The organism is Halomonas llamarensis, from assembly GCF_023555005.1.
Lineage (GTDB): Bacteria > Pseudomonadota > Gammaproteobacteria > Pseudomonadales > Halomonadaceae > Vreelandella > Vreelandella llamarensis.
Genome location: NZ_JAMJPJ010000003.1, coordinates 20335 through 44037 on the forward strand (window position 1 = coordinate 20335; position 23703 = coordinate 44037).

General features: G+C 53.4%; 23 protein-coding genes and 1 tRNA gene. 9 read left to right on the top strand and 15 right to left on the bottom strand.

Annotation, left to right across the window (positions count from 1 at the left end; translation table 11 throughout):
- Nucleotides 1-7 precede the first annotated feature (7 nt).
- Both umpB and M8006_RS03180 read right to left on the bottom strand, forming a co-directional pair.
- Nucleotides 8-793: a Na,Li,K/H(+) antiporter subunit UmpB gene (umpB, locus tag M8006_RS03175; RefSeq protein WP_250079991.1), complete on the bottom strand. Its 786-nt coding sequence runs from the start codon at nt 791-793 to the stop codon at nt 8-10.
- Entirely contained in the window at nt 793-1557 is a 765-nt protein-coding gene (locus M8006_RS03180; RefSeq protein WP_250079994.1) for a DUF1538 domain-containing protein, read from the bottom strand. Before M8006_RS03180 ends, umpB begins: the two co-directional genes overlap by 1 nt.
- 394 nt (nt 1558-1951) lie before the next feature.
- On the opposite strand from M8006_RS03180, the gene M8006_RS03185 reads away from it, so the two are divergent.
- From M8006_RS03185 to M8006_RS03195, 3 genes are all read left to right on the top strand, one after another.
- Nucleotides 1952-3376, top strand: a complete 1425-nt coding sequence (locus M8006_RS03185) for a bifunctional enoyl-CoA hydratase/phosphate acetyltransferase (protein WP_250079996.1) — start codon at nt 1952-1954, stop codon at nt 3374-3376.
- Nucleotides 3376-4596, top strand: coding sequence for an acetate/propionate family kinase (locus tag M8006_RS03190; RefSeq protein ID WP_250079997.1), 1221 nt, complete (start codon nt 3376-3378; stop codon nt 4594-4596). The genes M8006_RS03185 and M8006_RS03190 overlap by 1 nt, the downstream gene beginning before the upstream one ends.
- Nucleotides 4597-4856: 260 nt before the next feature.
- Entirely contained in the window at nt 4857-6209 is a 1353-nt protein-coding gene (locus M8006_RS03195; protein ID WP_250079999.1) for a Na+/H+ antiporter family protein, read from the top strand.
- 30 nt (nt 6210-6239) lie between these two features.
- Here the strand turns inward: M8006_RS03195 and M8006_RS03200 are convergent, their stop codons facing one another.
- From M8006_RS03200 to M8006_RS03215, 4 genes are all read right to left on the bottom strand, one after another.
- The gene (locus M8006_RS03200) at nt 6240-6983 is read right to left on the bottom strand and encodes an RNA methyltransferase (protein WP_250080001.1); all 744 of its coding nucleotides are present in this window, start codon (nt 6981-6983) and stop codon (nt 6240-6242) included.
- A gap of 171 nt (nt 6984-7154) precedes the next feature.
- Nucleotides 7155-8807: a chaperonin GroEL gene (groL, locus tag M8006_RS03205; RefSeq protein ID WP_250080003.1), complete on the bottom strand. Its 1653-nt coding sequence runs from the start codon at nt 8805-8807 to the stop codon at nt 7155-7157.
- An 85-nt stretch (nt 8808-8892) separates the two neighbouring features.
- On the bottom strand, nt 8893-9186 hold the full coding sequence (locus tag M8006_RS03210) for a co-chaperone GroES (RefSeq protein ID WP_250080005.1): 294 nt from the start codon (nt 9184-9186) through the stop codon (nt 8893-8895).
- A 245-nt stretch (nt 9187-9431) separates the two neighbouring features.
- On the bottom strand, nt 9432-9929 hold the full coding sequence (locus M8006_RS03215; RefSeq protein WP_250080007.1) for an FxsA family protein: 498 nt from the start codon (nt 9927-9929) through the stop codon (nt 9432-9434).
- A gap of 317 nt (nt 9930-10246) precedes the next feature.
- On the opposite strand from M8006_RS03215, the gene M8006_RS03220 reads away from it, so the two are divergent.
- Nucleotides 10247-11008, top strand: coding sequence for an SDR family oxidoreductase (locus M8006_RS03220; RefSeq protein ID WP_250080009.1), 762 nt, complete (start codon nt 10247-10249; stop codon nt 11006-11008).
- A gap of 38 nt (nt 11009-11046) precedes the next feature.
- Here M8006_RS03220 and M8006_RS03225 read toward each other — a convergent pair whose 3' ends face one another.
- Nucleotides 11047-11973, bottom strand: coding sequence for a hypothetical protein (locus M8006_RS03225; RefSeq protein WP_250080155.1), 927 nt, complete (start codon nt 11971-11973; stop codon nt 11047-11049).
- Nucleotides 11974-12295: 322 nt separating this feature from the next.
- Nucleotides 12296-12380: transfer RNA gene (locus M8006_RS03230), tRNA-Leu, on the bottom strand.
- Between the two features lie 74 nt (nt 12381-12454).
- Here M8006_RS03230 and M8006_RS03235 point away from each other — a divergent pair.
- Together M8006_RS03235 and M8006_RS03240 are read left to right on the top strand one after the other, a co-directional pair.
- Nucleotides 12455-13168: a double zinc ribbon domain-containing protein gene (locus M8006_RS03235; protein WP_250080011.1), complete on the top strand. Its 714-nt coding sequence runs from the start codon at nt 12455-12457 to the stop codon at nt 13166-13168.
- A 223-nt stretch (nt 13169-13391) separates the two neighbouring features.
- Nucleotides 13392-14366 carry a serine/threonine protein kinase gene (locus M8006_RS03240; RefSeq protein WP_250080014.1) on the top strand — a complete coding sequence of 325 codons (975 nt, stop codon included), beginning with the start codon at nt 13392-13394 and terminating at the stop codon, nt 14364-14366.
- 21 nt (nt 14367-14387) lie between these two features.
- Here the strand turns inward: M8006_RS03240 and M8006_RS03245 are convergent, their stop codons facing one another.
- The gene (locus M8006_RS03245; RefSeq protein ID WP_250080016.1) at nt 14388-14960 is read right to left on the bottom strand and encodes a hypothetical protein; all 573 of its coding nucleotides are present in this window, start codon (nt 14958-14960) and stop codon (nt 14388-14390) included.
- 397 nt (nt 14961-15357) lie between these two features.
- On the opposite strand from M8006_RS03245, the gene folE reads away from it, so the two are divergent.
- Both folE and M8006_RS03255 read left to right on the top strand, forming a co-directional pair.
- On the top strand, nt 15358-15909 hold the full coding sequence (gene folE / locus M8006_RS03250; protein WP_250080018.1) for a GTP cyclohydrolase I FolE: 552 nt from the start codon (nt 15358-15360) through the stop codon (nt 15907-15909).
- Between the two features lie 130 nt (nt 15910-16039).
- Entirely contained in the window at nt 16040-17497 is a 1458-nt protein-coding gene (locus tag M8006_RS03255; RefSeq protein ID WP_250080020.1) for an NAD-dependent succinate-semialdehyde dehydrogenase, read from the top strand.
- Nucleotides 17498-17601: 104 nt separating this feature from the next.
- Here M8006_RS03255 and purH read toward each other — a convergent pair whose 3' ends face one another.
- From purH to dusB, 3 genes are read right to left on the bottom strand one after another with little or no spacing between them, the layout of a single operon-like run.
- Nucleotides 17602-19182 carry a bifunctional phosphoribosylaminoimidazolecarboxamide formyltransferase/IMP cyclohydrolase gene (gene purH, locus M8006_RS03260; RefSeq protein ID WP_250080022.1) on the bottom strand — a complete coding sequence of 527 codons (1581 nt, stop codon included), beginning with the start codon at nt 19180-19182 and terminating at the stop codon, nt 17602-17604.
- Nucleotides 19183-19231: 49 nt separating this feature from the next.
- Nucleotides 19232-19585, bottom strand: a complete 354-nt coding sequence (gene fis / locus M8006_RS03265) for a DNA-binding transcriptional regulator Fis (RefSeq protein WP_250080023.1) — start codon at nt 19583-19585, stop codon at nt 19232-19234.
- Nucleotides 19582-20550, bottom strand: coding sequence for a tRNA dihydrouridine synthase DusB (gene dusB / locus M8006_RS03270; protein WP_250080025.1), 969 nt, complete (start codon nt 20548-20550; stop codon nt 19582-19584). Before dusB ends, fis begins: the two co-directional genes overlap by 4 nt.
- Nucleotides 20551-20560: 10 nt before the next feature.
- Between dusB and M8006_RS18120 the strand changes: the two genes are divergently transcribed.
- Nucleotides 20561-20683 (top strand): hypothetical protein, encoded by a 123-nt coding sequence (locus M8006_RS18120; RefSeq protein WP_284046909.1) that lies wholly within the window; start codon nt 20561-20563, stop codon nt 20681-20683.
- A gap of 48 nt (nt 20684-20731) precedes the next feature.
- On the opposite strand, the gene prmA is transcribed toward M8006_RS18120, so the two are convergent.
- From prmA to accB, 3 genes are all read right to left on the bottom strand, one after another.
- A complete protein-coding gene (gene prmA, locus M8006_RS03275; RefSeq protein WP_250080027.1) occupies nt 20732-21643 on the bottom strand; it encodes a 50S ribosomal protein L11 methyltransferase in 912 nt (303 codons plus the stop codon).
- A 118-nt stretch (nt 21644-21761) separates the two neighbouring features.
- Nucleotides 21762-23099, bottom strand: a complete 1338-nt coding sequence (gene accC / locus M8006_RS03280; protein WP_250080028.1) for an acetyl-CoA carboxylase biotin carboxylase subunit — start codon at nt 23097-23099, stop codon at nt 21762-21764.
- Nucleotides 23100-23129: 30 nt separating this feature from the next.
- On the bottom strand, nt 23130-23591 hold the full coding sequence (gene accB / locus M8006_RS03285; protein ID WP_250080030.1) for an acetyl-CoA carboxylase biotin carboxyl carrier protein: 462 nt from the start codon (nt 23589-23591) through the stop codon (nt 23130-23132).
- Nucleotides 23592-23703: the final 112 nt, after the last annotated feature.

The window sequence follows — 23703 nt, forward strand, 5'->3', positions numbered from 1 at the left end:
GTAAGTGTTATGTCGTGTGATCTGAGTGGGTGGTGTCTGACGATGGTTTTCTTTTTTCTAGCCATTCAGCGACTTGGGCATAACCCATCACGGTAATAATGGGGAATAAACAAGCAAGAGCAATCATGCCAAAACCATCCATGATGGGGCTGCGGCCCGGGATTGCGGTAGCAAGGCCTAACCCTAATGCGGCAATAATTGGCACGGTGATGGTGGAGGTGGTGACCCCGCCAGAGTCGAATGCTAACGGAATAATGCTCCGAGGCGAGCGGAATGTCTGGATAATCACGAGAATGTAAGCCAACAACACAAACCACTGCAGCGGCCAACCCATCACGATCCGCCAAGTGCCCAGCGTAATCCCAAATGCCATCCCCAGTGCCACCGAAATACGTAGCATGAGTGGGTTAATCGTACCCCCGGAAATTTCACCGGCTTTAAGCGAAACGGCAATAAGGGAAGGCTCGGCGATAGTGGTACTAGCACCAATGGTAAACGCGAACAGGTAAACCCAATAATAGTCGCTCCAGTGACGATCGGCGCCAGCGGTAAGCTCGGGCAAAAAATTACGATCGGTAAGCTGTGTGGCCATTAGTTCGCCCATGGGAAAAAGCGCTTGTTCTAGCCCAACCAAAAAGAACGAAAGCCCCACCCACACCATAAAGAACCCGACCAATACCTGAGAGAGATGCTTGATACGCTTGCGGATAACCAAATATTGAAAACCAAAGATAATCGCGACTATTGGCAAAATATCGAGCAATGTATCCCAGAACATGGCAATTAACGTCATTAGGCGCTCCCTGCAATAAAGTTAAGGCCAAAAATCCCCAGAAACAGCACGAAAATAATCGGCATGACCGAGGCGAACGCAATTAAACCGAAACCATCCAGCATTGGGTTGCGTCCTTTAATGGCGGTAGCCAAACCTACACCAAGCGCGGTTACGAGAGGCACGGTAATCGTGGACGTAGTGACGCCGCCGGAATCGTAAGCGATGCCGATAATTTCATTTGGGGCGAGTAGCGTCAGTAATAGAACCAAGACATACCCCCCAATAATCATCAGGTGCAGCGGCCAACCTTTCAGTATTCGCAACACGCCGACCACCACGGCTGTGCCGACGGAAATGGCCACTACCATACGTAAAATAAACGCAAACGACTGTTGTGCCGAATTGCTGCTGGCAATCAACCCACCTTCAGAAACAACTTCACTTGCCCTGGCGGCAACGGCAATCAACGCGGGTTCTGCCACCGTAGAACCAAATCCTAAAGCGAACGCAAAGAGGAGCAACCAAGCTACCGAGCCCTTTTGCACAAAAGCGCGTGCTAGATTTTCGCCAATGGGGAAGAGCCCCAGCTCTAACCCTTTGATAAAAAAAGTTAAGCCCACTACGACAAACACCAACCCCAGGGCAAGGTTGACCATGGCCAGCGAGTCAGATAGAGGTTGGCGAATCACAACAAACTGAAAAAAGCCAATCACCAGTACGACTGGTGCCAGGTCGCGCAGGCTGTCTTTTAGCTGTCGAGAGAGTGAGATTAAAAAATCCATCGGGTGCCCGCAAAAGTTTTAGAGTGTCGTTCGTTAAGTTGTCACGTTTTAGTGCTAATCATATCCAATGTAAAGCGATGTTGCTTTGATCTTGATCATTATCAATGTTGCAGTGCAATGTAGGTGCTACTGTTATATTTCGCTAAACAAGGAGTTTTTCGTGACTCAGGTTTTTCTATGCACGGAAAAGTCAGCATTGTAGCGAGTCTTGCCAATGACGACAGCATTGTTTTTGGCTGTGCATCGGCGATGGATATCTCTCACGCGACATCGGCAATGCCGTGGTTTATCTGACATCGGAGGCTGGCGCGGCGATCACCGGTATTACCCATTATGTGGATGCGGGCCACCATATCCGCGTTTAACCGCTGAGTTGTATAAAACGGAGAACAGAATGAGTGACTTGGACGAAGTAATTGAGAACCGCACCTTCGATGAAATTTGCGTGGGCGATGAGGCGCACTTAGAAAAACGCCTGACGATGGAGGATATCAAGCTTTTTGCCATTATGTCCGGCGATGTGAATCCGGCGCATGTGGATGATGATTTCGCCAAAAGCAGTCGCTTTCAAGAAGTGATTGCCCACGGCATGTGGGGCGGGGCGCTTATTTCGACCGTACTTGGCACACAGTTACCCGGACCAGGGACAGTCTATTTGGGCCAAACGCTGCGCTTTAAGGCGCCGGTGCGGCTTGGCGATGTGCTAAAGGTATCAGTTAAGGTGTTGGAGAAAGATCAAGCGCACCACCAGATCACTTTCGCCTGCCGTTGCGAAAATCAACGCGGTGATACCGTGATTGAAGGGGAGGCGAGAATTCTCGCGCCAACCAAAAAAATTCGCCGCCCGCGCACTGTTATGCCCAAAGTGCGCTTAACCGAACGCGGTCGTTTGCATGAGATTCTAACCGCGGCCGATCACCCCGAGCCTATGCGCACCGCCGTGATTCACCCCGTGGATGAAAGCTCCATTCGCGGTGCGGTGGAATCCGCGGCACATAGGCTGATTATTCCGGTGCTGGTGGGGCCAGAAATGAAAATCCGCGCAGCTGCTGACAGTGCCGAGGTCGATATCAGTGGCTTTGAGCTGGTCGATACACCGCATAGCCACGCTGCCGCGGAAAAAGCCGTGGCGCTCGCCCGCAAGGGCAGCGTGGATGCGCTGATGAAAGGGGCATTGCACACCGATGAGCTGCTGCACGAAGTGGTCAATCGGGAAAGTGGGCTGCGCACCGAGCGCTGCCTAAGCCATGTGATGGCCTTCGATGTACCGACCTACCCGCGCCCATTGTTGATCACCGATGCGGCGATCAATATCTACCCGAAGCTGGATCAGAAGCGCGATATCGTGCAAAACGCCATTGAGCTTGCCCATGCGCTGGGCAACCTCGACCCCAAAGTGGCGATTCTTTCCGCCGTTGAGACCATCAACCCTAAAATTGCTTCAACGTTGGATGCGGCGGCGCTGTGCAAAATGGCGGACCGTGGCCAAATTACCGGCGGTACTTTGGATGGCCCCTTAGCGTTTGATAATGCTGTTTCGGAAGCCGCCGCCAAAACCAAAGGGATTGTTTCGCCAGTTGCGGGGCGCGCGGATATTCTACTTGCGCCCGATTTAGAGGCGGCCAATATGCTAATGAAGCAGCTAAGCCACCTTGCCGATGCCACCGGCGCGGGCTTGGTCGTGGGCGCCCGCGTGCCGATTATTCTCACCAGCCGCGCCGATGATGCCTTGACCCGAATGGCTTCCTGCGCGCTAGCACTTTTGTTGGCCGATCAACAGCATCGTGCAGTTGCTTCCGCGGCGTTGAAAGGAGCGTGATGATGAATGAGATTTTGGTATTCAATAGCGGCTCCTCCAGCTTGAAATTTGCCCTCTATGCCGCTGAAAAGACGCCAGAGGCAAACCGTGAATCCGCATTGAAGGCGCTTGCGCTGCATTATCAGGGGCATTTCTCTGGTCTGGGCACGAAGGGTGCTGCGGTTTCCCTCAAGCAGGTAACCGAGAACGGCGAAGAACAAGCCCTTGATGAATTACACGCGGCCGATAATCATGAAGATGCCATCACCATATTGATGGCGTGGCTTGCCAACCGCGAAGGGGGCGGAACCCTTGTGGGGATCGGCCATCGCGTCGTTCACGGTGGGCAGTATTACCGTGAAGCCGTGGTATTGAGTGCTGATGACGTGGACGAGCTGGAAACGCTCTCAAGCCTGGCGCCGCTACATCAGCCGCACTGCTTGGCGCCGATTAAGCTCTTGATGGCGCACCACCCCGAGGTGCCTCAGGTAGCAAGCTTTGATACCGCCTTCCACGCCGACCAGCCTTGGGTGGCCAAACAGTTCGCACTACCCCGGAAGCTAACGGCCAAAGGGCTTATTCGCTACGGTTTTCACGGGCTCTCGTATGATTACATCAACCGTACGCTGCTTGAGGTGCTGCCTAGCGACGCCGCTTGCGAGCGCGTGATTGTGGCACATCTGGGCAATGGTGCGAGTCTCTGCGCGATACATAATGGCAAGAGCGTTGCTTCCACCATGGGCTTTACCGCGCTGGAAGGGCTGGCAATGGGAACGCGCTCGGGTTCGCTCGACCCGGGTTTAGTGCTGCACTTGATTGAGCAGGAGGGCATGTCAGCACAGGATGTCTCCACGCTTTTGTATAAGCAATCGGGGCTTTTGGGCGTCTCGGGCATTAGCAGCGATATGCGCGAGCTTTTAGCAAGCGACGCGCCTGAGGCACAAGAAGCGATTGAACTCTATTGCTATCGTATTGCCCGTGAAATCGGCAGTTTGGCCGCTGCGTTAGGCGGGTTAGATCAGCTGGTTTTTACCGCCGGTATTGGCGAGCATGCCGCCCGCGTGCGCGAGCAAGTCGCCATGCAGTGCGAGTGGCTGGATGTAAAGCTTGATAACGACGCTAATGCGCGCGACGAAACGCGGATTGCTAGCATGGATAGCCGCGTGGGCGTGTGGGTGATCCCGACCGATGAAGAGCGTGTGATCGCCAGCGACTGCTTAACGCGGCTCGGTTTAGTTTAACCGGGGCAGCACCTGCCAAGCATGGGAGGCGTAGTTGTTTTAAAAGCTGCTAAGCAGAGTCTGAGTGACGTTAATCGAAGAAGCGATAGTAAGTAGCGAAGGCAATAGCCGCAAGCGTTAGAGACAAACGCCATGATCTTGGTCGCGCATTAAGGTTTATTGACTGGCGATGGCTTTTTAACCCGGCGCTATCTGCTAAAATCCGCCGCTTTTGCGTCATTGCTTATTCATACATTCACTGACTCTTGCTAGGAAATCTCATGAATGCAGTAATTGTTGCCGTACTGGTGATGGTGGCGCTATCGCTGGCGCGGGTCTCCGTGGTGTTTGCGCTGGTGGTTGGGGCGTTGGTAGGTGGCGTGGTAGGCGGTTTGACGCTTGAGCAAACGCTGGATGCGTTTCATCAAGGTGTCGGTGGCGGCGCGCAGGTGGCATTGGCGTACGCCACGCTAGGGGCGTTTGCGGTGGCGATTTCTCGCTCGGGTCTGCCGGACTTGCTCGCCAAACGGTTGATTGCGTTACTCGGGCAGGAAACCAGTGCCGCGCAGCAGTTGCGTGTGAAAACGCTACTGCTTACCGCCGTGCTGCTGGTGGCGATTTCGTCGCAAAACCTGATTCCGGTCCATATCGCCTTTATCCCGATTTTAATTCCGCCGCTCTTAAAGGTGATGAATCAGCTTAACCTTGACCGTCGTGCGGTGGCCTGCGCGCTAACGTTTGGGTTGACGGCGCCTTACATGCTGCTGCCGGTCGGGTTTGGCGCTATTTTCCTAAACGATATTTTACTTGCCAATTTGAATAGCGCTGGCGAGCCGCTAGGGCTTGAGATTACCCGTGGCATGGTGCCTATGGCGATGGCAGTTCCCGTGGGCGGTATGGCGCTGGGGTTAGCCGTGGCGATTTTCTTCAGCTATCGCAAGCCGCGTCATTACAACAACAATGCAGATGTTGTGAGTGCCAACGCCCATGAAGGGCACTCCGTCCCTCAAGAGCCACACACCTTGGAGCTTGTCATGTCGGGCGTAGCGATTGCCGCGGCGCTGGGGTTGCAGCTTTATAGCGGTTCGATGATTTTAGGCGGCTTAGTCGGTGTAGCGCTTTTGTCACTGGGCGGTATTTTTAAGTGGCGGGAGGCGGATGACCTTTTCACTAGCGGCATGCGGATGATGGCGTTGATCGGCTTCATTATGATTTCCGCTGCGGGGTTTGCCGAGGTGATGAAAACCACCGGGGACATTGATGCGTTGGTGGACGGGGCATTTGCTCTATTTGGCGATAACCGCGGCTTGGCCGCCTTGGTCATGTTACTGGTGGGCTTGTTTATCACGCTAGGGATTGGTTCGTCATTTTCTACTATTCCGATTATCGCGGCGATTTTTGTGCCGTTGGCGGTACAGTTTGGCTTTTCGCCCATGGCAACTGTGGTGCTGGTGGGGACAGCAGCGGCGCTTGGTGATGCTGGCTCGCCCGCGTCTGACTCCACACTCGGGCCTACCTCAGGACTTAACGTCGACCGCCAGCACGACCATATTTGGGATAGCGTTGTGCCGACGTTTATTCACTATAATCTACCGCTGATCGGCTTTGGTTGGCTTGCCGCTATGATGCTGTAACGCGCTTTTAAGCGCCGTCCCCGGCCTTTGTTACTCTTCTTGCTGGGGTGGTAAGTGCGTTTCAACGGCGCTAAGTAGTCCTCGTAGCAGCGAAAGTTCGCGTCGCGAGGGCTCCGAGCGGGCAAATAGCGCCTGTAGCTGTTCTTCGGTTCGCGCGTGGGGCTGAGTGATAAAGCCGCTTTTGTGCATCACCTGATGTAAGTGATCTTGAAAATAGCCAAACTGCTCGCGACTGGGCGGTGTTGCTTGCGTTGGCGTTTGGTAGACAAAGCCGCTGTCGGGGCGTTTTCGAAAGCAGCGATGGATTTCGTAGGCGAGAATCTGAACTGCCTGAGACAGGTTGAGGATGCCATATTCCGGGTTCGCTGGGATGCTGACCTGATGGGTGCAGGCACGGATTTCATCGTTGGTTAACCCTGAACGTTCCCTTCCAAATACTAGCGCGACGGGCGCTGCCATGGTGTTTTCCACCACGCTTTCGGCCATGTCATCCGGCTCGTCAAAATGTGGAAGCGGCATGTTGCGAAGCCGCGCGCTGGCGCCAACCACCTGCACACAATCACTTACGGCTTCATCGAGAGAACCAACAACGCGCGCATTTTCCAACACATCGGTGGCGCCGGCCGCAAGTCGCGTCGCTTCGTCATCGGGAAAGGTTCGTGGGTTGACCAGCGTAAGGTGCTCAAGGCCCATCGTTTTCATAGCGCGGGCAGTGGCGCCGATATTACCGGGGTGAAACGTCTGTACCAGGATAATGCGGATATTGGAAAGCACGAAATTCAAACCCTAAACAGGCAGTGGTTGGTATGTGAGCAAGTTGGTATGTGAGCAAGTAAGCGTGTGAGCAAACCGCAATATTAACACGCTTATAACGCAAGAACCCCGCCGAAGCGGGGTTCTTGCTGACGTTTTGGCGTCAAATGAGCGGTGTGGCTCAAGGGTGCATTACATCATACCGCCCATGCCGCCCATGCCGCCCATTCCACCCATGCCGCCCATATCCGGTGCGGCGTCTTTCTCGTCCGGATCGTCGGCAATCATGCACTCGGTGGTGATCATCAGACCTGCGACGGAGCCAGCAGACTGCAGGGCAGTACGCGTGACTTTCGCCGGGTCGAGGACACCCATTTCGAACAGGTCGCCAAACTCGCCGGTCTGTGCGTTGTAGCCAAAGTTTCCTTCGCCATCTTTCACGCGGTTAATAACAACCGCGGCTTCAACACCGGCGTTGGTGACGATGTGGCGCATCGGCGCTTCCATGGCGCGGAGTGCCATGTTGATGCCGTGGTTTTGGTCTTCGTTGTCGCCGGTGAGGCCCTGTACTTTGGTAAGTACACGGATCAGTGCGGTACCACCACCAGGCACAACGCCTTCTTCCACGGCGGCGCGAGTTGAGTGCAACGCGTCTTCAACGCGAGCCTTCTTCTCTTTCATTTCTACTTCGGTAGCTGCGCCGACGCGGATAACGGCAACGCCGCCAGCAAGCTTAGCGACACGCTCTTGGAGCTTCTCTTTATCGTAATCAGAGGAAGTCTCTTCGATTTGCGCGCGAATTTGACCAACGCGGGCTTCAATATCGGCTTCAACACCGGCGCCATCGATGATGGTGGTGTTCTCTTTGGACATGGTGACGCGCTTGGCCGTACCCAAGTGATCCAGGGTCGCTTGCTCAAGTGTGAGGCCTACTTCTTCAGAGATCACGGTGCCGTTGGTCAGGATCGCGATGTCTTGCAGCATGGCTTTGCGGCGATCGCCAAAGCCCGGCGCCTTAGCGGCAGCGACTTTCACAATGCCACGCATGTTGTTGACGACCAGTGTGGCTAGCGCTTCGCCTTCGATATCTTCGGCGATAATCACCAGCGGCTTGCCAGCTTTCGCCACGGCTTCAAGAGTCGGCAGCAATTCGCGAATGTTGGATATCTTCTTGTCGACCATCAGGATGAACGGATCTTCCAACTCAACCGCCATGGTGTCTTGATTGGTGACAAAGTAGGGCGAGAGGTAGCCGCGATCAAACTGCATACCTTCGACGACTTCCAGTTCGTCTTCGAAACCACGGCCTTCATCGACGGTGATAACGCCTTCTTTGCCGACTTTCTGCATCGCTTCGGCAATGATCTCGCCGATACGTGCGTCGCCGTTGGCGGAAATGGTGCCAACCTGGGCAATCGCTTTGGAGTCTGTGCACGGCACGGATAGCGCTTTAATCTCTTTCACAGACGCATTGACGGCTTGGTCAATACCGCGCTTAAGGTCCATCGGGTTCATGCCTGCGGTAACACCCTTAAGGCCTTCCGTCACAATCGCTTGTGCCAAAACGGTAGCGGTAGTGGTGCCGTCACCGGCGGCGTCAGAGGTTTGCGATGCGACCTCTTTGACCATTTGTGCGCCCATGTTTTCGAACTTGTCTTTCAGCTCAATTTCTTTGGCGACAGAAACACCATCTTTAGTGACGGTGGGAGCGCCGAAAGATTTTTCTATTACAACGTTGCGGCCTTTCGGACCGAGAGTCGCTTTTACTGCGTTGGCAAGAACGTCTACGCCGCGCGCCATGCGCACACGTGCATCATTAGAGAACTTAACTTGTTTAGCTGCCATGTTCGTAACTTCCTAACGGTTAAATATAAATCAACGATGAAACGGATTGGCAAATTGCCAGAAGAGAATAGCTGCTTTTAGCTATTTAGCCTTCGACGACGGCCAGGATATCGGCTTCGCTCATGATCAAGACTTCTTCGCCATCGATTTTTTGCTTCTCGACGCCAAAGCCGTCTTTGAAAATCACGCTATCGCCTACTTTGACATCCAGCGCGCGGACATCACCGTTATCCAAAATCCGGCCGTTACCCACGGCGAGTACTTCGCCTCGTGTGGGTTTTTTCTGGGCGCTGCCCGGAAGCACGATGCCACCAGCAGTGGTTTGCTCTTCTTCTACGCGGCGGATAACGACGCGATCGTGCAAAGGACGGATATTCATGCTCACGTTCTCCTGAGTATCGTTTTGAGCCCTAATGGGCGGTTTCCAAATGACGCTTCTCGTGGCGTGCTTAAAAAGCCTTACCAACAAGAAGTGAAGGTTGTGTGACCTTCATTGTTAATGGCGAAAGACATGTGCCTTCGCCGAACTTGTGTGCTGCTTCAAAAGTGGGGGCTGGCGTTAGCCTTTCAAGGGGGGAAGGCGAAAAAAAGGGCTTTTTTTTCCATCGCCGTGCCCTTCTTAGTTCAGCGGCGTGGGCGTGGTTCATCGCGACTGATGAAGTCACCTTCTAGCGGGCCATCTTGATGGGCGTCAGACGACGAATCTGACTGAGTGTCGGTGTAAGTCTTGCTGTTCTGCTGCCCACCCGTCTGGTGTTGTGTGCTTACGCTGGCTTTGAGACCGAACCATGTCAGTAGTTTGAGCATCAAGCGGCGAGCATTAGGGAGTAAGCACGCTAACCCCAGGGCGTCAGATAAGAAGCCCGGTGCCATTAACAGTGCGCCGCCAAAAATAAGTGCAGCGCCGGTCAATAGTTCAGTCGAAGGAATCTCACCCGCGTTCATTTTCTCTTTCGCGCGCGCCAACGTGGACGCGCCTTCGCGGCGGATGAGGTGAAGCCCGCCAATGCCAGTGATCAAAATCAATAACAAGGTCGCAAGAAGGCCAATTTGGCCGCCTACAGAAAAAAGGACCACAAAATCGAGCAGCGTGAAAAGGGAGATGAAAAGTAGTACGGGCATGGTTCGCTCCAACAATGTGCAGCTGAAAATATGGAGACGCTTAGGCGTTAAAGCAAGCGTTAGTCAGTGCGAGAATGGGAGTTATCGTTGTCAATGTTAGTGGTATGACCTTTAGGCGCGCTTTTATTTTCTTATTGGCACCACTACGCTGCATTGAACCATTAGTGTTATATTTAGCAGGCTGCTGAGTGCGATGCTCAGTACGGTCTTTGGTGGTGCTTCCAGTACTGTGGCTAGTGCTGAGCTTAGTGTTCGGCTAATGCATCGCTCCCGGTCGGTGCCGTTATATCCAAGACATTGATGAAAGGTGGTGGCAGATGGAGTTAAATAATCAAATTATCGCGATTACAGGAGGCGCTCGTGGCCTCGGGTTTGCTACGGCGAAACGTCTCGGCCAGCAAGGAGCGAGGGTTGCTTTGCTAGATATGAACGCAGAAGCGTTAGATAGTGCCGTTTCAAAACTTGGATGTGAAGGGGTTGATGCCCAAGCGTTTGTTGTCAATGTGGCAGAAGAAGTCTCTGTTACCCAGGCATTTGCCGATATTGCCCAGCAGATGGGGGCGCTTAGTGGCTTGGTGAATAACGCGGGGATTACGAAAGATGCGTTGTTGGTAAAAGCTAGAGATGGCGAAGTGCAAAAGCGCATGTCGCTTGATGCCTGGCAAAGTGTCATCAATGTGAATCTTACAGGCGTTTTCTTATGTGGACGTGAAGCTGCTACTCAGATGATTGAGGCGGGTAAAGAGGGCGTTATTGTTAATATTTCCAGCATTTCTCGTGCGGGTAATATGGGGCAGAGTAACTACTCGGCGGCCAAAGCAGGGATTCACGCGCTTACGGTAACCTGGGCAAATGAGTTATCACGCTATGGGATTCGTACCGGTACCGTGGCACCCGGCTTTATCAATACCGAAATGACCGCCGCGATGCGCCCCGATATGCTAGAGCGTATTGCGTCAGGGGTGCCACTGAAGCGGCTCGGCGAAGCCGATAACATTGCACAAAGCGTTGAGTTTGTTTTCACTAATGATTACTTCACCGGCCGTATTATTGAGTGCGACGGCGGCCTGCGTTTGTAAATTAAGTATCCGTAATACTCAGGCAGCAAATAGAGAGGCTAAAAATAGTTGCGTTGGACACGTCGCTGAAAATACATCTCGAGGCGTAACGTCATGGCCCAGCGCGGGTCATAGCTCGATTCACGTGGAAAATGCAGTTCAGGAATGATGTCAGCAAACAGTACCCCTTTATGTACATCGCGGCGGTAGCGAGTTTGCAAATAGTAATTGGTCATGCGCGGATGAGATGCGCTCTCGCCAATGGCAATGGCCGAGTAGCGTAAGGCACTTCGGTTGTTAAGCCGGTGATTGAGTTCTGCTACTTCGCTAAATTCTAGCGTGTCTTCTTCTTCTCGCCACTGCACGGTGGTAATAAAACGGAGATGCTGAGCGTCACTCAATGGCCGTCCTACATCCCAGCGTGTGCGTGCGGAGTAACCGTCATTATTAAACCAGGAAAGTCGGTTGTTGGACTCAAGCTGCCAAGGGCTCTCGCCTAAATGCCAAAGTCGTTCGCTGGTAAAGCGCACGAAAGGGTCTAGCGGAAGACGTAAACGAACCCCGGCGCTAACATCGTTGTTCCAGTGTTTGCGTTTGTCGCGTTTTTCAAACCAAGTTAACCCTAAAACTGAGGTGCGTCTGTCGCGTTGATCGTTAGCCAGTCGCCCAGAGCCCTGCTCTTCTAGCGTGCCCTGAGACTCTTCGGGGTCGCTTTCGATAATTAGGCGCAAACGCTCTTCAGAGGTCGGTAGGTCAATTCGATAGCGAAGCGTCGTTTCAGCATCAACACCGTCGCCTTCCATGAAGTCTAGCTCTTGGCCAAGGCGAAGATACGACTTGTTTTCGACGTTCATGCTCTCATTCGTACCAAAGAAGTTGTCAATATTCCGTGAGGTGCTGTCGACCCAAGCGCCGACACGCTCGCGAGTGGGCTCAATACTGTCATTGGCCCATCGAGGTAAGTCGCTATCGTTCTCATCGGCCATCGCCACATTCACAAACGTGCTACCGGATAGAACGCTTAGTAAGCTAAGTATTATAAATTTTTTCACAGGCAAGGCCTCATCTTACGCGTACCCAAAAAGCTTGTTAAAGGCTATTTCAGCATAGAATGCTGGGTGGCGATACGGGCTGTACGAATAAACACGGGTATTCTTCAAAGACGAGGCTTAAGGGAAAGCATAAGTATATTTAATGGCGTTGAGACGATAAAAGTTAACGCAGCCGTAAGTCGTAGCTCAATCACAGTGGACTGAGATTTTTTGACTTAGGATAAGAGATAGATAAAGAAAAACTATATAATTAAATTGGTGCGGATGGGGAGACTCGAACTCCCACGCCTTACGGCACTAGAACCTAAATCTAGCGTGTCTACCAATTCCACCACATCCGCAGAACTGATGCGTACAATAGCAGTTATTTTTTAAAAGTCAATTATTGATGTGAATTAGCCGTAAGGAGAAAAAAATGCAAACGCAGCGGCGAGGCCGGAACGTCATTGAGTGGGTAGAGCGGCAGCTGCGTTTGGCGCTACCTGGCTACTGCGCTTTCTGCTTAGGGGAGGTGCCGCCTGGCGACGCTTGGTGTGCGCCTTGCTTTGCTTCGCTCCCTTGGAATAAAAAAGCGTGCCGGTGTTGTGGTGAGCCGCTTCCGTTTGCGGCGGCAATGACGTGTCGTGAATGTGTGGATTCGCCGCCTGCCTTTACACGAGCGCATGTTCCGCTTTTGTATCAGGGACAGGTTCGTCAACTCATGCACGATTTCAAATTTCACGCTTCGCCACGGGCGGGTGTGCTGCTAATGGCGTTGTTCAAAGAAACGCTAGCCCAATGCCCTACGGAGGCGTTGATTCCTGTGCCGCTGCATCAAAAGCGCTCACACGAGCGTGGTTTTAATCAATCGCAGTGGCTGTCGAAAGAGCTGCGCAGAACCTGGGATATTCCAATAATAAATGCAGTGCGTAAGGTCGATACACCGAGTCAGCGCCTCTTTGGACGTATGGCGCGGCGACACAATTTAGAAGGGGTATTTGTAATGACCGCCCGTCTACCAAAACGTGTGACAATTATTGACGATGTACTGACAACCGGGGCCACGGCTCATGCGCTGGCATTGGCGGCAAAAGAAGCGGGCGCGGAGGAAGTTGATGTATATGCCCTCGCACGTACGCCACGGTACTAGGCTCTGTCTGAAAACTGGCTGCGCTCGACCATACGGCGTTAAAAATCGGCTCAAAGTACTCATTTACACAACGTAAACTCCGTCTTTTCGCCGATTTTTGCCTTGTCTGGCCTTCGCTCGCCGACTTTTCAGACAAAGCCTAAAAATAAACGCAACGCGGTTATAAGCCGAGTGAGGCAGTTGAGCTGATAGAATACCGCTCCCAATAGAAGAGGAGGTCTGCATGCCGCACCCTTATCGCGCGCTATCCCCTGATGTTGTGATGTCGGCGATAGAGTCCATTGGGATTTGGCCCATGGGTGAGCCCTTTGCGCTTAATAGCTATGAAAATCGCGTGCTGATGTTTCGTGACGATGAACGCCTCAATTGGGTGGTGAAGTTTTATCGCCCGGACCGCTGGTCGCAGGCCACCATCCAGGAAGAGCATGATTTTTTACACGAGCTCAGCGCCGCTCGAGTACCCGTAATTGCTCCCTGGCGTGATAGCGAAGGGCGTTCGCTTCACCATTATACAGGGTACGATTTTGCTTTATTTCCCCAATGTGTTGGGCAAGCCCCTGAGCTGGATAACCCCGCTCACCTTTTTGCGTTAGGCGGCTTGCTAGCGAAATTGCACCATGTTGGAGAGAAAAAGGCATTTGCTCATCGGGCTACGCTCAATATGCCAGCAGGCATCATACAAGCCCGTGAACGTGTTTTGGCGAGTAATTGGTTGACAGCGTACCAACGTCGCGCCTATGAGCGTGTGACAACACAGTTGCAGGAGCAAACAGCACCTTATCAAGCAAAAGGGGTGGCAACGATTCGCTGTCATGGGGACTGTCATCTGGGCAATATTTTGGGTCGAGACGAAGACTTTACCCTCGTCGATTTTGATGACTGCTTAATGGCGCCAGCCATACAAGATATTTGGATGCTGCTTGCGATAGATGACCCCCAAACATGGCGGTCGCAACTTAGCGAGATTTCAGAGGGGTATGAAGAAGAAAGGGCGTTTCCCCATGATCAGCTGGCCTTGATTGAGCCATTACGGAGCTATCGCTTGGTTCGTCATACTGCCTGGCTGGTGGACCGTTGGAATGACCCAGCCTTTCCGCAGGCATTTCCCTGGGTGGCCGGCAGTGGCTATTGGGATCAACACATCCGCCAGCTAGAGCAGCAAAGACTCCAGCTGGCATCCCCCAAATGGCTTGCCTGACGGTTTGGGGTAAAGGAATAACTACTGGTTTTCTGGGTCTGAGTGCTCAGACGGGATGGGGTTAGCAACACCATCGCCATTGGCTTGGCGACGCTTTTCGTTAATTTCCGCAGAAGGATTGTCCTGCGCTTTGACTTCAAGAGCCTCACTTAGCGTGAGCGAGAAGCTACGTCCCGAGGACGTGACGCATTCGTCTTTATCGCAAGTGAGACCATATTGACCATCGCTGTCATATGCACTGGCGCTGATAGCGCCTGAAAAAATGGCGCTGTCAGCGTTATCTGTCTCAATGCAAGTGACATCGTGCGCGGTGATGCGCAAACGATCATCCGACATTTGAGCATCGCCAATCAAGACGCAATACTCGGGTAGCACGTGTGATGCATCGCTGTAATGGCTTGGCCTTAAAAGAATGCTTTCCTTGCGCGATTCCCCGTCGCTGAAAGCGATAGCGTCAACGAGCTCTACCCCAATAGTGGCGTTATCGGGCAGCGATAGGGTGTCTTCGGCGGCATAAAGCGGCAATGCCAAAAGCGGTGTGGCCAGTGCGGCGAACCAAGTGGTTGTCAACCTTAAAGACGATCTAAACGACATAACGGGCTCTCGCTGAATGAATAAGATATTACTGATGAATTGTGGCAAAAACGTCATCAGCAACGTATTGACTCGCTAATGTAATTATAACACAGCGTCAATCGCCCGTGATGCGCCAGCGTGGCACTCTGCCACAGGGGGGATGAGTGCGATAGAATAGACCCAATCTAAGTTTTTAATTGTACAATTATTGTTTGAAGTATACATTTTGCATTGAATTTTGCTGTGAGTGAGCTGCTAAGAGTGACTCGCTTGCAAGGTGGCATCAACGCCTTGACGCGAGTGTCGTCGTGGCTAGGTAGTCACAATAAATGAGCATTAATTCTCCTGACCGGCTGGCTTAGTAACAGATAAATTTAAGTGCCAGAGCGAACCGTATTTAAACACGAGGCTGAACATGACCGATGATATTGCCCATCACTATCGCCAAATCATTCAGCAGTTAGGCGAAGATCCCGACCGCGAAGGGCTGCGCGATACACCTAAGCGTGCTGCTAAGGCCATGCAGTTTCTCAATGCGGGTTACCAACAGTCGCTGGAAGATATTGTTAACGGGGCAGTGTTTGAATCGCAAACCGACGAAATGGTGTTAGTGAAAGATATCGAACTCTATTCGATGTGTGAGCATCATCTATTGCCTTTTATTGGTAAATGCCACATTGCCTACCTACCTAGTGGCAACGTATTGGGGCTTTCGAAGTTTGCTCGAATCGTCGACATGTTTGCCCGTCGGATGCAGATTCAGGAGAACTTGACTCGCCAAATAGCGGAAGCGGTTCAACAAGTGACCCAAGCGCGCGGCGTGGCGGTGGTGGTGGAAGCTAGACACTTATGCATGATGATGCGCGGTGTTGAAAAGCAAAATTCCAGCATGACGACGTCGGTGATGCTAGGTGATTTCCGTGAGAATCAGGCCACACGCCAAGAGTTCCTTATGCTTATAAGTTAGATAAGATAAGCGGTGGCATGGGTTCTTTAACGCGCAAAATTGTCTCCTCAAGTTGGTCAAATGAGGCGTTTCGTCTTAGCATGAAGTTCATCCTTTATTCGTGCGGCCATTATTTGGTCAGGAGTTTGACATGGAAGCGCTAAAAGAAACCCATCTTTATTGCCCATTCGCCTATATCGACGGCAGCTGGGTGGCGGCTGATAGCGGTGAGCAGATCAATGTGTATAATCCTGCAACCCAAGAGTTAGTCGGCGATATGCCACGCCTAGGTAAAGCAGAAACGCTACGGGCGGTGGATGCCGCCGATGCTGCTTTGCCTGCTTGGCGTTCGCTGACGGCACAAGAGCGCGCAGATCTGTTGTTAAAGTGGCATGATTTAATGCTGGAGCATCAGCAAGATTTAGCCATGTTGATGACCTTTGAGCAGGGTAAGCCGCTGAAAGAGGCAGAAGGCGAAATTGCGTATGCAGCCAGCTTTTTGCGCTGGTTCGCAGAAGAAGCGCGTCGCGTCTATGGTGAGACAATTCCTTCGGCAAAGGCCAGCCAGCGCATTGTTGTGACTAAACAGCCAGTGGGCGTCGTGGGGGCGATTACACCGTGGAACTTCCCGGCGGCAATGATCACCCGAAAAGCCGGGGCTGCTCTGGCCGCTGGTTGTACGATTGTTGTAAAGCCTGCGAGCCAAACCCCGTTTTCGGCGACTGCGTTAGCGCTTCTGGCTGAGCGTGCAGGGATTCCGCGCGGTGTGTTTAACGTGGTACCTGGTCAAGCATCTGAAATCGCCGCGGCGCTAACGCAATCCCCAAAAGTGCGTAAAATCACTTTCACCGGTTCTACCGATGTCGGGCGCAAGCTGATGGCCCAAGCGGCTGAGCACATACAAAAAATATCCCTAGAGCTAGGCGGCAACGCACCATTTATTGTGTTTGAAGATGCCGACTTGGATGCTGCGGTTGAAGGTGCGATGGCGGCTAAGTTTCGTAATGCCGGGCAAACGTGTGTGTGCACCAACCGCTTTTTAGTTCAATCCAGCGTCGTTAACGCTTTCTGTGAAAAGCTGGCGGTTGCCATGAACAGTGAACTACATGTCGGAGATGGCAGTAAGCCCAATATCAATATCGGGCCGCTGATTGATCATAACGCCGTCAAAAAAGTCAGTGAACACGTTCAAGACGCGGTAGACCGTGGCGCGGAGCTGCTGTTGGGTGGTCATCCGCACTCACTAGGCGGCAATTTCTTCTCGCCAACATTAATCAGTTTTGCGACCAGTGAAATGAAAGTCGCTAAAGAAGAAACTTTTGGCCCGCTGGCGGCCGTGTTTCCTTTTGATGATGAAGAAACCGCTATTACCATGGCGAATGATACCGAATATGGCTTAGCCTCCTATTTCTACTCACGCGATTTAGCGCGTGTGTGGCGTGTCTCCGAGGCATTGGAATACGGTATGGTCGGCGTCAACACCGGTTTGATCTCGAATGCAGCGGCACCCTTTGGCGGTGTTAAAGCCTCGGGTTTAGGCCGTGAAGGCGGGCATCAAGGGTTAGACGAGTTCCTGGAGACCAAATACGTGTGTATTGATTTGGGATGACCCGCCCCCACATTGCCGAACTCTGATGGGTAGGTAGAGCACAAAAAACCAGCGGTACATAGCCGCTGGTTTTTGTTTGCCGGTGGCATTAGCCAGCCAAACCGTCAGTGGCGAAAGTGACGCATACCGGTGAATACCATCGCAATACCCGCTTCATTGGCGGCATCGATAACTTCTTGATCGCGCATTGAGCCGCCTGGTTGAATCACCGCGGTGATACCGGCTGCCGCTGCAGCATCAATGCCGTCGCGGAAAGGAAAAAACGCGTCAGACGCCATGATGGACCCCGGCACAGAGAGGCCTTCATCCGCGGCTTTAATGCCGGCGATTTTGGCTGAGTAGACACGGCTCATTTGTCCCGCACCGACTCCAATGGTTTGCCCCTCTTTGGCATAGACAATGGCGTTGGATTTGACAAATTTCGCTACCCGCCAAGCAAAGGCAAGGTCGCGCAACTCTTGCTCGCTTGGCTCGCGCTCACTAACGACGGTGAGTTCCTCTCGGCCGACCATGCCATGATCGCGCTCTTGTACCAGCAATCCGCCGTTAACACGCTTGTAGTCGAGCGCTGGCTGAGTTTTGCTTGGCCAGTGGTCGCTAACGTCGAGTAGGCGCACATTCTTCTTTGTGGCGACAATGGTCGCCACTTCATCGCTAACCCCGGGCGCAATAATCACTTCCACAAACTGGCGATCAATAATCGCTTGCGCAGTGTCGGCATCAAGTGGCGTATTGAAGGCAATGATGCCGCCGAAAGCACTGGTAGGGTCGGTTGCAAAGGCTTTGTCATACGCTTCAAGCGCGGTTTGGCCAACGGCAACACCGCAAGGGTTGGCGTGTTTAACGATAACGCAGGCGGTATCATCAAAGGCTTTAACACACTCAAAGGCGGCGTCAGTGTCAGCGACATTGTTGAACGAAAGCGGTTTGCCTTGCAGGATGCGGGCGGTGGCCACATTCGGCTCTTGGGTGTCCGGCTCGACGTAAAACGCCGCGTTTTGATGCGGATTTTCACCGTAGCGCATGTCCTGTTTTTTCTGCAGCTGTCGGTTGAATGTGCGCGGGAACTGCGAATCAGCGTCGCTGACCTGACGGCCAAGATAGTCGGCAATAGCGCCATCGTAGCCAGCCGTGTGTTCAAAGGCTTTAACGGCTAGGTCAAAGCGAGTGGCTTGACTGACGTGGCCGCCATGCGCCGTTAACTCACCGAGTACGCGCGCGTAGTCATCCGTATTGACGACAATGGTTGTGAAGGCGTGGTTCTTAGCGCAGGCCCGGACCATGGCCGGGCCACCGATATCAATATTTTCGATGGCATCTTCTAGCGTGCAGTCTGCTTTACTCACGGTGGCCGCAAAGGGGTAAAGATTGACCACCACCATATCGATAGGAGAAATGTCGTTCTCTGCCATGACCGCATCGTCCTGCCCGCGACGCCCTAAAATACCGCCATGAATTTTCGGGTGCAGCGTTTTGACGCGGCCGTCCATAATTTCAGGAAAACCGGTATGCTCAGAAACTTCTGTAACCGCAATACCATTCTTTTGCAGCAGGCGGAAGGTACCCCCGGTCGAAAGTAGCTCAACGCCTTGGTCGCTTAAACCGCGCGCGAAGTCGACAATGCCGGTTTTATCAGACACGCTTAATAAAGCGCGACGAACGGGGGTTGCAGTGCTATCAGCCATGGGTGTGCTCACGTTGGGGATCGGGTCATTAAAAACAGCAACGCCCCGGTTAAGGGGCGTCACCTTCAAGAAGGCCTGAGTCTTTCTCAAGCAGGCCATAGCATTTCAGTTTTTTGCGCAGGGTGCCGCGGTTTAAGCCGAGCAAGGTGGCAGCGCGCGTCTGGTTGCCTTCGGCATACGCCATTACCGACGACAAAAGCGGCGCTTCGACCTCCGCCATCACCATGGCATAAAGGTCGGTGGTGTCGCCGCCGTCAAGGTGTTCAAAGTAGCGTTGCATGGAGACTTCAACGGCTTCACGCAGCGGTTGTGGCGCTGATGTCGGCGCATCGCCTGTAGGCTCAGAAGCCGATAACGTTGAGTGATTTGCAGGGAGCTGGGATAAAAGATCGCGTTCACTCATGCGGCATGGCTTCCTTTAACAAAAAGACGCGCGCTGGCATCGCAAGCCATCGCGTCATTGATCCATTCAAATTGGGACTCGAGCGACTCTAGTGCATTAAATTGGCGTTTCAGCGAACGCTGCTCGGTATCGTTAAAGCGTGTATCGGCACAGATATACCAGCCGATGTGTTTGCGGGCGATTTTTGGCCCCATCACGTGACCGTAAAAGCCGTGAAGTGCCGATAAATGCTCGCTCAGCACCGCGCGTCGCTCGCTAAGCGTTGGCGCAGGCAAGTGTTGGCCATGTGCCAAAAAGTGGGTGATTTGCTGAAAAATCCACGGATTACCTTGAGCGCCACGCCCGACCATCACCGCATCGGCTTGGGTATAATGAAGCACGTCGGCCGCTTTTGATGCACTGGTGATATCACCGTTAGCAAAGACGGGGATGTTAACGCGTGACTTGATATCGGCGATGGTGTCGTATTCGGCGTAGCCGTTGTAACGTTGCTGACGATGGCGACCATGCACGGCAAGCGCTTGAATGCCGGCATCTTCAGCAATTTTCGCGATGCGCACGGCGTTATTGCTCTCGGCGCACCAGCCGGTGCGGATCTTCAGCGTCACCGGAATATCGACCGCCGCAACAACGGCGTTCACAATCGAAGCAACGAGGGTTTCATCACGCAAAAGCGCCGATCCAGCGGCTTTGTTGCATACCTTCTTCGCCGGACACCCCATATTGATGTCGATGACCTCGGCGCCAAGTGCGGCGTTTAGATGGGCGGCTTCAGCAAGCATGCGCGCGTCTCCACCGGCAATTTGTACCACACGGGGCGAAGGTTCGCCGCTGTGGTCCATGCGCTGTTGAGATTTGCGCGTATGCCAGAGGCTGGGGTCTGAGGTGACCATTTCGCCAACGACCCAGCCAGCGCCCAAGCGCCGACACAGCTGGCGAAAAGGACGGTCGGTTACCCCTGCCATAGGCGCTAAAATGGCGCGATTCGTTAGCGTATGGTTGCCAATCGACGGCAGTGGTGAGCATGAGTTTATGGCATTACGTGTCATAGCATTGCAGGTCGGGGCAGCGAGTCAGTGGCGAGAAGGGGACACATGATACGCCGACTCACCGCTAGGGTGAAGGCCGGCGTTCGTGATGGTAACGTTATCTCGCTCGCGTGCCGGTCAATCTCACCCAGCCTTCGCGCTGTTGGGGCGCGTGCATCTGAAGCCCTTGTGCTTGATAAGCTTCCTGCACTTCATCGGCCTGGTTGGCCAAAATACCCGAAAGGGCTAAGCGCCCACCGGGAGCAACATAACCCGCAATGGTCGCGGCCAATTCTACTAATGGGCCAGCGAGAATGTTAGCCGTTACCACGGGGTAGGTGCTAGCAGGTAACTGTTCGGGGTAGTAAAGTGCGAGTTGCTGCGCTTCAATCGCGTTGCGCTCGGCGTTTTCGCGGCTGGCTTGAAGCGCTTGGGGATCGATATCGGTGGCATCAGCGTTTACCGCGCCCAACTTTAGTGCGGCGATGGCGAGAATACCCGAGCCGCAGCCGACATCGAGTATTTTTTTGTTCGCTAGTTCGCCATTGACCGCCAAAGTATCTAGCCATTCAAGGCAAAGCGCGGTTGTTGGATGGGTGCCGGTACCAAAGGCAAGGCCAGGATCTAAAATGAGATTCACTGCACCCGGCTCTGGTGGTGCGTGCCAGCTCGGTACAATCCAGAGCCGCTCTCCCATCTGCAACGGGGTGAAATCGTCCATCCACTCGCGTTCCCAATCGCGGTCGGCAAGCAGCTCGTATTCGATCTCGGGGCACGGCTCGCCAGGTATCTGCTCCGCCCAGGCGGCGTGGATGCGCCCGAGCATGGCATCGATTTCTTCGAGGTCATCGTAAAGGCCGGTTAAAATCGTGTCTTGCCATAACGGCGTGGTGCCACGTTCCGGTTCAAACACCGGGTCATCGTGGGCATCCTGCAGGCCAATCGCGGTGGCTCCTTCGTTTAGCAAAAGTTCTTCAAGTAGCTCTGCTTGCTCTGGGGCTACGTGGGCTTTGAGTTGTAGCCAAGGCATGATGCGGTCTCCACAAGGCGGGGAAGAATAAAAAAGTGGGTAATTAAGGCGAGTATCGGCATTAAACAAAACGGGGTGGCATGGCCACCCCGTTTTATTGAACGCTTAGGGTAAATGATTAGCCGAGTTTCTTTTCCAGGTAGTGGATGTTGACACCGCCTTGACGGAAGTAGCTATCCCGTACCAGGTCTTTTTGTAGATCAATATTGGTTTTGATGCCTTCCACGAGAAGCTCATCAAGCGCGTTGCGCATGCGTGTGAGCGCAATGTCACGATCCTCTCCCCACGTAATCAACTTACCAATAAGGGAATCGTAATACGGCGGCACGGTATAGCCGGTATACAGATGCGAATCCATCCTTACGCCCAAGCCGCCCGGGGCGTGGTAAAGCGAGACCTTGCCAGGAGAGGGCATGAACGTGCGCGAATCTTCGGCATTAATACGGCATTCAAACGCGTGTCCCCGTACCTTAACGTCGTCTTGTGTGATGGACATGGGGATGCCGGAGGCAATGCGCAGCTGCTCTTTGACGATATCCACGCCGGTCACCATCTCGGTTACCGGGTGTTCCACCTGTACGCGGGTGTTCATTTCAATAAAGAAGAAATCACCATCTTCGTAAAGGAACTCGAAGGTACCGGCACCACGGTAGTTAATTTCGAGGCAAGCATCTCGGCACGCGGCTAACACTTTGGCGCGTGCAGCTGGATCAATGCCTGGCGCTGGGGCTTCTTCGAGCACTTTTTGGTGGCGACGCTGCAACGAGCAGTCGCGGTCATACAGATGAATCGCGTGGCCCTGGCCGTCGGCGAGTACTTGGACTTCTACGTGGCGCGGCTTTTCGAGAAATTTTTCCATGTATACCGTGCCATCGCCAAAAGACGAGTGCGCCTCGGTGCGCGTGACGTTGATCGCCGAGAGTAGGTGACCTTCGGTATGAACCACGCGCATGCCGCGCCCGCCACCGCCAGCGGCGGCTTTGATGATCACGGGGTAACCAACGCGTCGGGCGGTGGCGAGGTTAACCTCATCGTCATCACCCAGCGGGCCATCGGAGCCCGGTACGGTAGGAACCCCGGCTTTTTTCATCGCTTCAATCGCACTGACCTTATCACCCATCAGACGAATGGTGTCAGCCCGTGGGCCAATGAAGGTGAAGCCTGAGCGCTCTACCTGCTCGGCAAAATTGGCGTTTTCGGAAAGAAAGCCGTAACCGGGATGTATAGCGCTTGAGTCGGTGACTTCAGCCGCACTAATCAGCGCCGGGATATTAAGATAAGACTGCGCAGAAGAGGCTGGGCCTATACAAACGGCTTCATCCGCGAGGCGTACGTGCATGAGTTCGCGGTCGGCTTTGGAGTGTACCGCCACGGTTTTGATGCCCAATTCTTTGCAAGCGCGCAAAATGCGAAGGGCAATCTCGCCGCGGTTGGCGATAAGTACCTTGTCCAGCATGGTGAGTCCACCCGTGTCAGAAAGAGAAGATCAAGCAATCACGATCATGGGTTGATCAAATTCGACCGGCTCGCCGTCTTCCACGAGGATCGCCTCAATGACGCCATCGCCGTCGGCTTCAATCTGGTTCATCATCTTCATTGCTTCCACGATGCAGACGGTGTCACCTTGCTTTACCGTGTCACCGACTTCGATGAAGGATTTTGCGCCCGGTGCCGGGCTGCGATAGAAGGTGCCCACCATGGGTGAGTTAACGGCTTCACCACGATAGCTGACTCCCGCGTCTGCAGCCTCTTCGCTGGCTACCGGAACGGTGGCTTGCGGGGTGCTTACGGCTTGCGGGGCATATTGCGGCATCGGTTGCGTTGGCTGCTCGCTACCGTTGGGATGACGGCTGATGCGAACCGACTCTTCGCCTTCTTGGATTTCGATTTCGCTGATGTTTGATTCTTCCAGCAGCTCAATAAGTTTTTTGACTTTGCGAATATCCATGACATGGCCTTGTGTTTAAAGGTGGTAAATAAATGAAAGAGCAATAAGCGTGTAGATAAAAGGTAGCAACTAGCAGATGCACGAAGCGTATCATCGTCATGTCTGCTAGCGC